Genomic DNA, 14,430 nt, shown 5'->3' on the forward strand with positions numbered 1-14,430 from the left:
TCATTCCGTCGACTTCCCCCCGAAGGGTTCCGTCGATTTCCTGCGCTCGACTTGCATGTATTAGGCACGCCGCCAGCGTTCGTCCTGAGCCAGGATCAAACTCTCCAAAGAATTTGATATAGCTCTTAAAAATGACGAAGCTTGCGCTTCAATCAAAACTTGTAAAACTTTTTTGCCTCATCGTTCAGTTTTCAAAGTTCGTCTGTCGCTCTTAACGACTCTTACAATATTACAAGTCATCGACACAGTTGTCAACCACTTTTTTAATTCTTTTCCGCTGCCATCAGCGGCAACGTTTATTACTTTAACCCATCCTCAAATAGAATGCAATAGTTTCGGTAAAAGTTTTTCTGAAAAAGTTTCCTGCCACGTTATAGCTTGGCTGTAGAAACCAAAAACCTCTCACCGCAATGGTGAGAGGTCGTAACTTGTTACTGTTGGTGACGCATTGTCGGGAAGAGCAATACGTCGCGAATCGATGGTGCGTCTGTGAGCAACATGACAAGACGGTCAATCCCGATTCCGAGACCACCTGTTGGCGGCATCCCGTACTCGAGCGCTTCTAGGAAGTCGTTATCAAGTTCATGGGCCTCATCGTTCCCAGCTTCTTTTTCAAGTAGTTGGGCTTCGAAGCGCTCACGTTGATCGATTGGATCGTTCAACTCTGTGAACGCGTTCGCGTGTTCACGACGAACGATGAACAGCTCGAAGCGATCTGTGAAGCGCGGGTCTTGATCGTTCTTCTTCGCAAGCGGCGACACTTCGACCGGATGTCCCGTGACGAACGTAGGTTGAAGCAACGTCTCTTCGATTTTTTGTTCGAAGAACTCGTTGACGATATGACCGAACGTCATATGGTCTTGGACTTCTACTCCGTGCTCTTTCGCAAGTTCACGTGCCTGTTCATCAGACATCTGCTGCCAGAAGTCGACACCCATCTCTTCTTTAACCAAGTCGACCATATGGGCCCGCTTCCAACCGACACCAAGATGGATCGTATCTTCTCCATACTTCACGTCTGTCGTACCGAGTACTTCTTTAGCAACGTGCGCAACGAGTTCTTCTGTCAAATCCATGATGTCGTTGTAATCAGCGTACGCTTCATAGAGCTCGATCATTGTGAACTCTGGGTTGTGTCGTGTCGAGATACCTTCGTTACGGAAGACACGGCCAATCTCATAAACACGCTCAAGGCCACCGACGATGAGGCGCTTCAAGTGAAGCTCGATCGCGATGCGCATATAAAGTTCCATATCGAGGGCGTTATGGTGCGTCAAGAACGGACGGGCAGCTGCTCCGCCTGCAATCGTATGGAGCATCGGTGTCTCAACTTCTAAGTAACCGCGATGGTTCAAGAAGTTACGGATCTCTGAAATGATTCGGCTACGCAAAATGAATGTTTGGCGCGAATCATTGTTCGTGATCAAATCGAGATAACGTTGACGATAACGTTGTTCGACATCTTTTAAGCCATGATATTTGTCTGGAAGCGGACGGAGCGCTTTCGTCAAAAGTTCAAACGTCTCGACGTGAATCGATAACTCGCCGACATTCGTTTTGAACAGCTTACCTTTCACGCCGACAATATCACCGAGGTCAGACGATTTGAACAAATCAAACGCCTCATCCCCTACGTCATTTTTACGGACGTAAATTTGAACCTGTCCCGTGACGTCTTGGATGTGGGCGAAGAAGACCTTCCCTTTTCCACGTTTCGTCATAATCCGTCCTGCGAGCGTGACTTCTACGTCTTGCTCAGCGAGCGCCTCTTTCTCAATCGCTTCATATTGCTCATGTAATTCACCAGCATGGGCTGAGCGTTCGAACCGATGTCCGAACGGGTCGAGACCTTGCGCGCGCATCTCAGTCATCTTTTCAAATCGAACCTGCATTTGGTCGTTCATTTCCAACTCGTGACTCACTACTCCATTCACTCCTCTATACATATTGGGTTTGTTCCTAACAAAAAGCTGTCGACCTCACGGCCAACAGCACAGCCTAAGCTGTTCGCTCTTTGCGTATCACTTTTTCGCCAAACAAGCTTACCATAAATCACTTTTTTACACTAGTTCACACTTCTTGTGGCGCGTTCTCGATCTGTCCGACGAAATCGTAGAGCACACTCCCGACGGCATCCCGTGATTCCAACTCAAAGACTTGCTTACGGACCGGCCCGTTCCCTTTGAGACCTTTCAAGTACCAGGCCACGTGTTGACGCATTTCACGAACCGCCGCCACCTCACCTTTCAAGTCGATCAAACGATCGAGATGCAGCATGCAAATGTCAATTTTCTCGCGTGCCTTCGGCTCGACCGGAAGTTCACCCGTCTCGAGGTACTGCACCGTCTGATAGAGCATCCATGGATTTCCGAGGGCAGCCCGCCCGATCATGACCGCATCGACACCGTAATGGTCGAGGGCATGCTTCGCTTGTTGCGGCGTCGTAATATCACCGTTCCCGATAATCGGGATGCCGGCAATTTTCTTCGCCTCACCAATAAGCTCCCAGTTGGCTGTTCCTTCATACAATTGGGACCGCGTCCGTCCGTGAATCGCGATCGCCGCCGCGCCACCGGATTCGGCCGCTCTGACGTTATCTAGGAGGTAGATGTGCTGACTGTCCCAGCCGGTGCGCATCTTGACGGTCACCGGTTTGTCCACCGCCTTCGATACAGCGTTCACCATCTCATAAACCTTATCCGGATCGAGGAGCCACTTGGCACCCGCTTCACATTTCGTGACTTTCGGGACCGGACATCCCATGTTGATGTCGATGATATCGGCGTTCGTATTTTGATCCACGTATTGCGCCGCTTTCACGAGCGTGTCTTTCGAACCGCCAAAAATTTGCAGGCTGAGCGGCTTTTCGCGCTCATCGACGTATAACATGCGTAGCGTTCTCGCGTTTTCAAATAAAATCCCTTTGTCGCTGACCATCTCCGCACAAACGAGTCCGGCACCGAATTCCTTCGCAATCAAACGAAATGCCGGGTTCGTCACTCCGGCCATCGGGGCGAGGACCGCCCGATTTTTTATATCAACGTTACCAATTTTGAACCCTGACATTGCTTCACTTCCTTCAATAGCGTTAAACAGAACCGACTAATGACGTTAACGACTGTAGACGTACGACGTCGCGCCGCTCCGATTCCGGCAAGGCGTCGCATAATTGTCGAACCGTCTTCCCATTAACCTCGAGCGTCGGAGCAATCTCCGCGAGCGGGGCAAGGACAAAAGCACGTTCATGCATTCGCGGATGCGGAACAGTTAAGTGCTTCGATTGTATATATTCGCCGTTATAGAGCAAGATGTCAAGGTCGATCGTACGCGGCCCGTTCTTAAACAGACGCTCTCTCCCAAGACCACGTTCAACCTGTTGGAGACGAACGAGCGCATCGTCCGCCCCTAGCGATGTCTCGACTTCGACGACCATGTTATAAAACGATGGTTGATCTTTATAGCCGACCGGTGCCGTCTCGTATACATTCGATTGCTTCGTCACATGAAGACCGGCCGCCTCCATCTCTTGAAGGGCACCGAACAAATAACGCTCCCGTTCACCGATATTCGAACCAAGCGCCACATACATCATCCGTTACGCCTCCGCGTCATCTCGATCGCGACCGAATCGTAATGGCCCGGAATCGGTGGATCCGGTTTGATGACCTTGACCGTCACACTTTGAATCTTGTCACTGTGGGCGAGCACGGCCGTCGTGATCCGTTCACCGAGTGCTTCGAGTAAGTTGACCGCCTCGCCTGTGACGATGTCTTCTGTCAGTTGATAGAGTCCGGCATAGCTGACGCCGTCTTCCAAATTATCGGACTGGCCGGCAGGGGCCAGGTCTAACTCACACATCAAATCAATATTAAATCGCTGACCGAGCCGGTTCTCTTCTTCAAATACACCGTGGTAACCGTAAAAACGCATCCCGTTCACAAACATCTTATCCAACTTGTCCGCCTCCTAACATCGCATCCATCATCCGTGACGCTCGTTTGTTCTCTAACACATCGTGCACCCGTACCCAGGCGCACCCCTTCACAATCCCGAGACATGTCGTCGCGACCGTCCCTTCGACCCGCTCCTCGGTCGGTAAATCAAGTGTCTGGCCGATGAACGATTTTCGCGATGTCCCGAGCAGAACGGGGAACCCGAGATTCGTGATGACGTCGAGCCGATTCATGAGCTCTAAGTTTTGGTTGTAGTCTTTGGCGAAGCCGATGCCGGGGTCTAACCAAATCTGGTCATCACAAACACCGGCGGCACGGGCGATCGCGATTGATTCTTGTATGTCGCCGACGACTTCTTCGATGAAGTGTCCATAGTTTCGGTTGTCTCGATTATGCATCAAAATGATCGGGACGTTAAACTCTTTGGCCACTTCTCCCATCGATTGATCGTCCCACTTCGACCCCCACACATCATTGATGATGTCAGCGCCCGCTTCAAGTGCCGCTCGCGCAACGATAGGTTTGTACGTATCGATCGAGATCAGGACGTCAAGCTCCTCTTTCAAGCGGCGAATGACCGGGACAACGCGGTCGATCTCTTGATCCGCCGTGACGAACTGTGCGCCCGGCCTTGTCGACTCGCCTCCGACGTCGATCGCATCGGCCCCGTCCTGAACGAGCCGTTTAGCGTGTTCGAGCGCTTGCTCGACTGCGTTATAACGCCCACCGTCTGAAAACGAATCTGGCGTCACGTTTAAAATGCCCATAATTTTTGTCATGCTGTTCCCTCGCTTTCAATTGCTCGTCGTAACTCGGACCAACACGCTGTAAATCGAGCACCCTGCTTGCCCGGATACGTCCGGCCGGCATAAGCGGTGACCGGTGCGATTTGTTGCACCGAGTTCGTGAGCCAAATTTCGGATGCATGCTCGAGTTCTTTAAACGTCACGTCACGTTCGAGCACGTCAAACGTCTCCATCAGCCAGTGCCGGGTCACGCCCGCAAGCGCCCCGGTCGCGAGCGGCGTCGTCCATAGCCGCCCATCCTGTTCCACCCAAAAGATGTTTGAGACGAGTCCCTCGACGACACGTCCCGCCTCGTCCGCGAACAAACCTTCCGCTTCCCGGTCGACCAAGGCACGTTTTCCAAGGATGTTGTTCATATAGTGATGTGACTTCAAACGGAACGCCGCTTCCGGTCGACTTCTCGGAAACGGGAGTGCCTCAAGCCGTTTCTCGGTCGGTTCGAACGTTTCCGGTAACGGTTTGACGAGCAGCGTCACGTTCGGCCGTGAGTAACGCCCGTCGTGCAGACCGAGCGGAGCGACACCGGCGGAGACGTTCAGTCGGATATATACGTTCGGCGCCTCGTTTTGACGCACGACGTCTTGAATCGCCTGCACGATCTCCTGCTTCGTATAAGGTAGATCGATCCAAAGAGCGTCCATGCTTTTCTCAAGCCTGTCCCAATGGAGGTCGAACAAGAACGGGACCCCGTCAAACGTCCGGAACGTCTCGAACAACCCCATCCCGTACAAAAAACCGTGGTCGTGAACCGGCACCGTCACTTCTGAACTGCCGCGCAGTTCGCCGTTATGCCAAAGCCACATGACGATACGCCTCGATAAAGTTTTTAATCATGTCTTTCCCATGTTCCGTCAAGATGGCTTCAGGATGGAATTGGACGCCCTCGATCGGCAACTCTTTATGGCGTAGCGCCATGATCTCTCCCGTGCTCGTCTCAGCCGTCACTTCTAAGCAGGACGGCAATGAAGTGCGCTCGACGGCGAGCGAATGATAACGCGTCACGATCGTCTGCTGTGGGATGTCTTTAAATAACGTCTTGCCGTCATGTTCGATCGGTGACGTCTTCCCGTGCATGAGGCGGTCCGCATGGACGACTTTCCCGCCGAACGCCTGACCGATCGCTTGATGACCGAGACACACCCCTAAAATCGGGATCTTCCCAGCAAACGTCCGAATCGTGTCGACGCTGATCCCCGCTTCGTTCGGCGTCCGCGGACCTGGCGAGATGACGAGATAACTCGGACCCATCTGTTTAATCTCTTCGATCGTAATGTCGTCATTACGACGCACGATCAAGTCCTCTCCAAGCTCACCAAAGTATTGAACCAAGTTGTACGTGAATGAGTCGTAGTTATCGATGAGTAAAATCATACCGTCGCCTCCGTCATTTCTTTCGCGGCCCATAGCGCCTTCGCTTTCGACAACGATTCTTCATATTCAGCGACCGGGTCGGAGTCGATGACGATCCCTGCCCCGGCCTGGACGTGGGCCATCCCGTCTTTGACGACCATCGTCCGGATCGTGATGTTAAAGACGAGGTCGTCGTCCCAACTGATCCAGCCAAACGAACCCGTGTAAATCCCACGTCGAACCGGTTCAAGTTCCTCGATGATTTCCATCGTCCGAATTTTCGGGGCACCGGTAATCGTTCCGCCCGGGAACATCGCCCCGAGCGCCTCTGACCCGGACACACCGTCTCGCATCGTGCCGCGCACGTTCGAAACGATGTGCTGGACGTGTGAGTACTTCTCGATGACCATCAATTCGTCGACGTGCACCGTCCCATAAGCCGCCACTTTCCCGAGGTCGTTCCGCTCCAAATCAACGAGCATGACGTGCTCGGCCCGCTCTTTCTCGTTGTCGAGCAACGTCCGCGCTAGTTCCATATCTTCTGCCTCGTCCCGTCCGCGCGGCCGTGTCCCGGCGATTGGGCGTGTCGAGATCGACGTCCCGTGTTTCTCAATCAACAGTTCTGGCGAGGCCGACACCATCGTCAAAAAATCATCGACGAAGTACCCCATATACGGTGAGGGATTCATTTGGCGCAATGTGTCATAGACGTGGCGTGGGTCCCCGAGCAGCGCTTCCGATTGGCGGACGCTCAGATTCACTTGGAACACGTCGCCTTCGACGATGTAGTCTTGAATTTTCTGCACAGCTTCGACGAATTCACCTTGCGATAGAGAACGCGCTCGCTCGAGTGGCGCTTGCGCGACCGGTCCGAACGTGTAATGCGTCTCCGTCTGCCATATGGCAGCCCAGCGCTCGAGCTTCGCTTCTACTTCTTCATCGGCGGTGACCAGCAAATAGAGGAGCGACGTCGCTTCGTCGAATACCGCCACTTCATCAAACAACAAGAACGAGACGTCGGGCGTCCCTAAATCATCTTCGGCTTGACGCGGCAAGCGTTCGAGTGTCCGGGCGACATCGTAACTGACATAACCGATCATCCCGCCGAAGAATGGCGGTGCTCCTTCTGGTCTTGCGGCAACGTAACGGGCCCGCACTTGCTCGACGATGTCGAGCGGTTGGCCATAAAACGTCTCGGTCTTATCTGAAATGACGAGCGTTCCAGTCCCATCTTTCACGTGAAGCGCACCGAACGGCTCGATTCCGGCCATCGTGTAACGTCCAGCCCTCCCGCTCTCGAGCCACGCATAGCGCTCGCCCGCTTCCGTCAACGTCATATACGTCTCATACATTCTCTCTTTTGTCGTTCGCATCGTTTTGAACGCTGTCGTTCTCACGTCAAATCCCCCCGTTCCACTCATTCATGCCTCTAATTGTACACAAGAAAAGGCAGTTACCGAAAGAAGATGTCTTCTGGTAACTGCCGTTTGTTATGCGCGAACGCTATCTGATTCTTCGTCGAACTGATAGAGCGGCGTGCTAAGGTAGCGTTCTCCGTTTGACGGGATGATCGCGAGCACGTTTTTGCCTTTCCCAAGGCGCTTCGCCGTATCGACCGCGGCCGCGATGGCTGCACCTGACGAGATGCCACCGAGCACACCGTTCGTCCGAGCCGCGAGACGCGCGTACTCGAACGCCTGCTCTGTCGTGATTTGAAGGACACCTTCGTAAATCTCAGTGTCTAAAATCGACGGGATAAACCCGGCCCCGATGCCTTGAATTTTATGAGGTCCTGGCTTCCCGCCAGATAGGACTGGAGAGTCGACCGGTTCGACCGCTAAAATTTGCACGTCCGGATAGTGGGCTTTCAATACTTTACCCGCTCCTGTGATCGTTCCGCCTGTACCGACACCAGCGATGAACGCATCGACTTGAAGACCTGACGCGTCGAACGCATCGACGATCTCAGGGCCGGTCGTCATTTCATGGACATTCGGGTTGGCCGCATTATTGAATTGTTGCGGGAGGAAGTAGCCGTTTTTCTCAGCTTCTTCTGTCGCCCGGCGAATCGCTCCGCCCATCCCCTCAGGACCAGGCGTCAAAATCAGCTCGGCACCGTATCCACGAAGCAGATTGCGACGTTCCATACTCATCGTTTCCGGCATGACGAGAATTGCCTTATAGCCTTTAGCGGCACTGACCATTGCGAGTCCGATGCCCGTGTTCCCACTCGTCGGCTCGATGATTGTGTCACCCGGCTTTAAGACGCCTTCTTCCTCAGCGGCCTCGATCATCGCTAAGGCGATCCGGTCTTTTACACTCGAACCAGGGTTCATATATTCCAACTTCATGTAAACCGTCGCGTCATCCGGTCCAGTCAGCCCGTTCAACTTCACGACCGGAGTCTTTCCAATTAAGTCTGTCACTGAATCTACGATACGCATTTCATTTCCTCCTTCATAATTCCGACTATTCCGATATTGTAATAATACCCTATCGGATTGAAAATATGCAATTTGGAACGACAGCCTCAGCGAGCTTGCTGTTTCATCACTTCGAGCTGTTCAGCCGAGAAGTGATACTTTTCGCCACAGAAGTGGCAAACCGCCTCGGCGCCACCGTCTTCTTCGATCATTTGACGGATCTCTTCGGTACCGAGCCCGATGATCGCACTTTCCATCCGATCCCGGCTGCACGTACAGTTGAACTGTACCGCTTGGTGGTCGAGCACTTCTAAACTATCTCCGAGTAACATCTGTAGCATCTCTTCTGGTGTCTTCTCTTCTCCGATGAGAACCGACACTGGCGGGAACGTTTTCAATGCGTCTTCTAACGCTTGAATCGTTTGCTCTGAAGCGTCCGGCATCAACTGGACGATAATCCCGCCGGCAGCTAAAATCGATTCATCTTCTGGAAGCACGAGCACACCAGCTCCGACGACTGAAGGCACTTGTTCCGACGTCGCGAAGTAGTACGTGAAGTCTTCACTGATCTCACCCGTTTGAATTTCGGACGAACCGCCAACGAAGTCTTTTAGCCCGAGGTCTTTGATGACCGAGATCGTGCCGCGGCCGACGACATCGCCGACTTTCAACTTCGTCAATCCGTGGTCGTTGACGAATGTTCCGCCTTCGACACGCGGATGTGACACGTATCCGCGGACGTCTCCTGCCGTGTCCGCATCGACGATAATTTTCCCGATCGGTCCATCGCCTTCGACTTTTAGGGTAACGCGCGCGGCTCCTTTTTGCATCGAACCGATCATCGTCCCGATCGTCATCGTCCGCCCGAGCGCGGCTGAGGCGACTGGTGTCGTCTGATGGCGAAGTTGCGTTTCGAAAATCGTTTTTGTCGTCCGTACGGCGAACGCCCGGACTTCTCCACCGAACCCGAGGGCACGGACGAGATAGTCGTCTTTCATTTGGTCAAGTAACGCTTGTTGTTCTGGTTGAATCATATTGAGTAACTCCTTTAAAGTTTATTTCTGGTTGCGCTCATAGATGAGACGAAGTCCATCGAGCGTCAAGAACGAGTCGACGACGTCAATCGTTTCAGCATGTTCACTGATCAAACGGGCCAGCCCACCAGTCGCGATGACGGTCGCTTCCCCGACTTCACGCTTGACGCGACTGACGATGCCGTCGACTTGGGCGACATACCCGTAATACGTGCCCGATTGCATCGCTTGGATCGTATTTTTTCCGACGACGGTCGGCGGGGTCGCGAGCTCGATGCGCGGTAATTTCGCAGCCCGTTGATAGAGCGCCTCAACCGAGATCATGATCCCCGGGGAGATGATCCCGCCATGGTAGCGGCGGTTGTCATCGATATAGCAATACGTCGTCGCCGTACCGAAGTCGACGATGATCAATGGACCGTCGTACTTGGCAATACCTGCGACCGCGTTGACGATGCGGTCCGCCCCGACTTCACGCGGATTATCGACGTGGATGTCGAGACCTGTTTTCACGCCGGGACCGACGACGATCGGCCGGACGTTGAAGTAGCGCTGCGACATCTGTTCGAGCGGGAAGATGACCGGTGGAACAACCGAAGACAAAATGACGCCGTCGATTTGGTCAAACGAGACGTTCGAGTGGTCAAACAGCGACTTGACGAGCATACCGTACTCGTCGGTCGTTTTCGTGCGGTCCGTCGAGATGCGCCAATGATGGACGAGCGTCTCACCATCGTACATCCCGAGGACAATATTTGTATTCCCAACATCGATCACTAAAATCATGATATGGTTCCTCACTTTGTTGTCAATTACAGTTCGATCGAATTATAACACGAAAAAAGACGAATGCCTTATTTAGGGCATTCGTCTCTTACACTTACCGTGATTCGTTGTTCGGGCGTTCCGTCGGTGTCGCTTCCGGCTTATCGCCTTCAGGGACAACGTCCGGCTTCGCTTCTTGAACGACTCCAGGCTGATCGATGACTTGTCCGTGCTTGACGGCCGCCTCATCTTTCTTCGCCTCATCGCTTGCATCATCTTTCGATGGTTCAGACGGCTCTTCCGGTTCGTGCGGAAGATATTCGCGCGTCTTGATCAAGTGACGAATCTGTTTCGAATCGAGCGTCTCGACTTCGAGCAACGTCTTCGCGACGAGCTCGAGATCGTCTTTACGGTCCGTCAAAATCTGTTTTGCTTTCGCGTAACAACGGTTGATGATGTCCCGGATCTCGAGGTCGATATCTTGTGCAATCGCATCCGAGTAGTTTTGTTCCGTTTGGAAATCGCGACCTAAGAAGACTTGTCCTCCATGGTTCGATCCAAGTTGGAGCGGTCCGAGCTTGTCGCTCATCCCGTAATCCATGACCATCTTCCGAGCGATACCAGTCGCGCGTTGGAAGTCATTGCTTGCTCCTGTCGATACTTCACCGAAGATGACGTCTTCCGCCACGCGCCCCCCAAGGAGACCAACGATTTTATCTTCGAGTTCAGGTTTCGTCATGAAGTAACGATCTTCTTTCGGAAGCATGACGACGTATCCGCCAGCATTTCCACGTGGGACGATTGTCACTTTGTGTACTTCGTCTGCGTTCTCAAGTTCAATCCCGATAATCGTATGACCCGCCTCATGATAGGCGACGATTTGGCGTTCTTTCTCCGAGATGACGCGGCTCTTCTTAGAAGGACCAGCGATGACACGGTCAATCGCTTCCTCGACATCCACGACCGAGACCGCTGAACGGTCAGACCGGGCTGCGACGAGCGCTGCTTCGTTCAACAAGTTTTCAAGGTCAGCACCTGAGAATCCAGGCGTCCGCTGCGCGATCGACTTCAAGTCAACTGTCGAATCGAGCGGTTTGTTACGGGCGTGAACTTTGAGTACTGCTTCACGGCCTTTAACATCCGGGCGGTCAACCGTGATTTGACGGTCGAATCGACCTGGACGAAGAAGGGCCGGGTCAAGAATGTCCGGACGGTTCGTCGCGGCAATCATGATGATTCCTTCGTTGTCACTAAATCCATCCATCTCGACGAGAAGTTGGTTGAGCGTTTGCTCACGCTCGTCGTGGCCACCACCAAGACCGGCACCACGCTGGCGTCCGACCGCATCGATCTCATCGATGAAGATGATACACGGTGCGTTCTTTTTCGCATTCTCGAACAAGTCGCGGACACGCGACGCCCCGACACCGACGAACATTTCGACGAAGTCAGAACCTGAGATCGAGAAGAACGGTACACCGGCTTCTCCTGCAGCTGCACGAGCGAGTAACGTCTTACCTGTTCCCGGAGGACCGACGAGCAAGACGCCTTTCGGAATCCGCGCTCCAAGTCGCGAGAACTTGCGAGGGTCTTTCAAGAATTCGACGACTTCGATGAGTTCTTGTTTCTCCTCATCCGCCCCGGCAACGTCATCAAACGTTACACGACGTTTTTCTTGGTCGTAGAGTTTCGCCTTCGATTTCCCGAAGTTCATCACACGACCGCCACCACCGCCGCCTTGGGCTTGGTTGAGCAAGAAGAAGAACAAGATGAAGATGATGATGAACGGTAAGATCGCGAATACGATGCTAAACCAGCTACCACTCGACTCTGATTCTTCGATTTGAATGTCGGTATTCGCACGAAGTTGCGAGAGTACTTCGGCGTATTCGGCCTCGTTGGCCGGGATATTCGTTTCATAACGCTGGTCTTCATCTCCTGTAAGGTCACCTGTAATTGAGATGGCTCCCGGGATTTCCTGTACGGTTGCCGTTTCGATCCGATCGTCTTCCACATATTCTAAGAACTTCGAATAAGAGAGCGTTTCGCTCTGGCTACTCGGGTTCTGTAAATATTGAAGGAACAAGATCAAGGCCAGGAAAATCACACCGAACACTAAGGTGTTTTTCACTGCACGATTCATTCTCTGCCTCCTATTCCGAGAAACGATGTTCTCGCCCATTCAGTATATGTGTATACTTTGGGGTATTTCTTTTATCTTAACACGTCACATTTTCAAAAGAAAAACGTTAGCCCCCGTAAACACTCGGCTTGAGCACACCGACGTAAGGAAGGTTACGATATTTCTCTTCGTAATCGAGACCGTAGCCGACGACAAACTCGTGCGGAATCACGAACCCGCTATAGTCTGCCGATAGACCGTTCTTGCGACCCGTCGGTTTATCGAGCAACGTGACGATCTTCACCGACTTGGCTTTCCGATATTTGAGGAGATCGACGAGATAGCCGAGCGTGAGCCCGCTATCAATGATATCTTCTACAATCAGGATGTCTCGTCCTTCTACAGACGTGTTTAAATCTTTCTCGATTTTCACTTCACCTGTCGATGACGTTCCACCGTGATACGTCGATACGTCCATGAAGTCCATCTCTAAATGGATGTCCATCTCTTTGACGAGGTCCGACATGAACGGCATCGCGCCTTTCAATACGCAAACGAGAAGCGGAAACTCTTCTTTATATTCTTCGCTGAGCGTTGTTGCGAGTTCTTTCACCTTTACTTGAATCTCTTCACTTGAAATAAGCACCTTTTCCATATCGTTCATTAATGACATCTTGAAATCCTCCTCTTTCTAATCCGACACAATCATCATTTTACCATTAATCGTGGGCAAATCGCATCTGACTTATCCGGAAAATCCGAAACTCTTACTCCTACTATAGCGACAATCCTCCCTGTCGCGTCAACTACTAAGGGGACAAACGGACGATTTTCACGACGAATTTTCGCATCGATCAAGATTCGGGCGACTTTTTTCGTCCCGATCGAGAGTTTCATCACATCCCCTGGTCGGACGGAGCGGACGGTCAACGGGAACGTGAGCGCCTCGAGCGGGATCCCATCCTTGCCTGTGACGACTTCAAGTGAGAGCCCGCGGTCGCCAAAAGACGCCTGGACCGGGAGGCTCGAGATCACTCGGTCACCCGGTGCTTCAGTCAGCACTGGATCGGTATGTGGGACGAGGCTGATCACCCCATCATACTTTTGTAATCGAGAGCCGCCTTCAAGGTCGTAACGGCCCGTCCCTTTTGGACTGTCCAGAAGCCGACTGATCCCTTCGCCCATCTCGACACCATATCTAGCCGATAAGAGTCGGCCGAGTACGTATCGTTCGGGCCCGTTCAAACTGGCCACGTCTTCAAGTTTCACATGAAACGTTTTCATATCACAACGGACGTAGCGCACCATCCACTTCCCGACGTCGTCGTAGCGCTTATGCCAAATCTCACGCTGTCGACGGGCCGCCTGACCGACGTCTTGAACCACGTTCGGCCAAACATCGAGCAGCCGCGGGATGATGTGGTGTCTGATCTTGTTGCGCAAGTAATCCGTCTGCTCATTCGTCGCGTCTTCTCGCCAGACGAGTCCGTTCGCTGACGCATACGCCAAGAGCTGTCGTTTTGTTTCCGTCAGCAACGGACGAACAATCGTCCCTCCGGCGAACGGTCGACGTTCCGGGATCCCAGTCACTTCGACGACGTTTCGATGAAGCTGGATGAGTACCGTTTCGAGCTCGTCATCGCCGTGATGAGCCGTCATCAGTTCGGTATACCCGTCTTCACGCATGACCGTTTCAAAAAATGCATACCGCGCCGCCCGATAGACGGCTTGTGATCCCCCGTCCGGAAACGCAAGACGCTTCCCGTGAAACGGCACACCGTACGCTTTCGCCAACTGTCTCACGAACTCGAACTCTTCATCGGACTCGGGCCTAAGTCCATGATGGACGTGGGCGATCCCGACGTCAGCACCGCTTCTCACGACGCGGTCTAACAAGACGATTGAATCCACCCCACCCGATACGGCCATCAGCACTTTCGTCATCGTCGCTCCTCCTTGGTATAACAAAAGAAGCCA

General features: G+C 52.8%; 14 protein-coding genes and 1 rRNA gene. All 15 read right to left on the minus strand.

What is annotated here, in order from left to right:
* A 16S ribosomal RNA gene (locus tag EVJ30_RS12620) occupies nt 1–111 on the minus strand; the annotation flags it as partial.
* Between the two features lie 320 nt (nt 112–431).
* Nucleotides 432–1,922: a lysine--tRNA ligase gene (gene lysS / locus EVJ30_RS12625; protein WP_070329362.1), complete on the minus strand. Its 1,491-nt coding sequence runs from the start codon at nt 1,920–1,922 to the stop codon at nt 432–434.
* Nucleotides 1,923–2,070: 148 nt separating this feature from the next.
* Nucleotides 2,071–3,066, minus strand: coding sequence for a tRNA dihydrouridine synthase DusB (dusB, locus tag EVJ30_RS12630; protein ID WP_131458701.1), 996 nt, complete (start codon nt 3,064–3,066; stop codon nt 2,071–2,073).
* A 22-nt stretch (nt 3,067–3,088) separates the two neighbouring features.
* Nucleotides 3,089–3,592 carry a 2-amino-4-hydroxy-6-hydroxymethyldihydropteridine diphosphokinase gene (gene folK / locus EVJ30_RS12635; RefSeq protein WP_131458700.1) on the minus strand — a complete coding sequence of 168 codons (504 nt, stop codon included), beginning with the start codon at nt 3,590–3,592 and terminating at the stop codon, nt 3,089–3,091.
* Nucleotides 3,589–3,954 (minus strand): dihydroneopterin aldolase, encoded by a 366-nt coding sequence (gene folB / locus EVJ30_RS12640; RefSeq protein WP_070329365.1) that lies wholly within the window; start codon nt 3,952–3,954, stop codon nt 3,589–3,591. The genes folK and folB overlap by 4 nt, the downstream gene beginning before the upstream one ends.
* The gene (gene folP, locus EVJ30_RS12645) at nt 3,947–4,732 is read right to left on the minus strand and encodes a dihydropteroate synthase (protein ID WP_131458699.1); all 786 of its coding nucleotides are present in this window, start codon (nt 4,730–4,732) and stop codon (nt 3,947–3,949) included. The genes folB and folP overlap by 8 nt, the downstream gene beginning before the upstream one ends.
* Nucleotides 4,729–5,562 (minus strand): aminotransferase class IV, encoded by an 834-nt coding sequence (locus EVJ30_RS12650; RefSeq protein WP_131458698.1) that lies wholly within the window; start codon nt 5,560–5,562, stop codon nt 4,729–4,731. Before EVJ30_RS12650 ends, folP begins: the two co-directional genes overlap by 4 nt.
* Nucleotides 5,546–6,130: an aminodeoxychorismate/anthranilate synthase component II gene (gene pabA, locus EVJ30_RS12655; RefSeq protein ID WP_131458697.1), complete on the minus strand. Its 585-nt coding sequence runs from the start codon at nt 6,128–6,130 to the stop codon at nt 5,546–5,548. The genes EVJ30_RS12650 and pabA overlap by 17 nt, the downstream gene beginning before the upstream one ends.
* The gene (locus EVJ30_RS12660) at nt 6,127–7,506 is read right to left on the minus strand and encodes an anthranilate synthase component I family protein (RefSeq protein ID WP_304984925.1); all 1,380 of its coding nucleotides are present in this window, start codon (nt 7,504–7,506) and stop codon (nt 6,127–6,129) included. The genes pabA and EVJ30_RS12660 overlap by 4 nt, the downstream gene beginning before the upstream one ends.
* A 93-nt stretch (nt 7,507–7,599) precedes the next feature.
* Entirely contained in the window at nt 7,600–8,553 is a 954-nt protein-coding gene (gene cysK / locus EVJ30_RS12665) for a cysteine synthase A (protein WP_131458696.1), read from the minus strand.
* Between the two features lie 86 nt (nt 8,554–8,639).
* Entirely contained in the window at nt 8,640–9,566 is a 927-nt protein-coding gene (gene hslO, locus EVJ30_RS12670; RefSeq protein WP_131458695.1) for an Hsp33 family molecular chaperone HslO, read from the minus strand.
* 21 nt (nt 9,567–9,587) lie between these two features.
* A complete protein-coding gene (locus EVJ30_RS12675; RefSeq protein ID WP_131458694.1) occupies nt 9,588–10,352 on the minus strand; it encodes a type III pantothenate kinase in 765 nt (254 codons plus the stop codon).
* A gap of 94 nt (nt 10,353–10,446) precedes the next feature.
* The gene (ftsH, locus tag EVJ30_RS12680; RefSeq protein ID WP_131458693.1) at nt 10,447–12,474 is read right to left on the minus strand and encodes an ATP-dependent zinc metalloprotease FtsH; all 2,028 of its coding nucleotides are present in this window, start codon (nt 12,472–12,474) and stop codon (nt 10,447–10,449) included.
* Between the two features lie 106 nt (nt 12,475–12,580).
* Nucleotides 12,581–13,126: a hypoxanthine phosphoribosyltransferase gene (gene hpt, locus EVJ30_RS12685; protein WP_016509617.1), complete on the minus strand. Its 546-nt coding sequence runs from the start codon at nt 13,124–13,126 to the stop codon at nt 12,581–12,583.
* 35 nt (nt 13,127–13,161) lie between these two features.
* The gene (tilS, locus tag EVJ30_RS12690; protein WP_236635576.1) at nt 13,162–14,397 is read right to left on the minus strand and encodes a tRNA lysidine(34) synthetase TilS; all 1,236 of its coding nucleotides are present in this window, start codon (nt 14,395–14,397) and stop codon (nt 13,162–13,164) included.
* Nucleotides 14,398–14,430 lie beyond the last annotated feature (33 nt).

Source organism: Exiguobacterium sp. SH5S13 (assembly GCF_004337085.1).
GTDB classification, from domain to species: Bacteria; Bacillota; Bacilli; order Exiguobacteriales; family Exiguobacteriaceae; genus Exiguobacterium; species Exiguobacterium aurantiacum_A.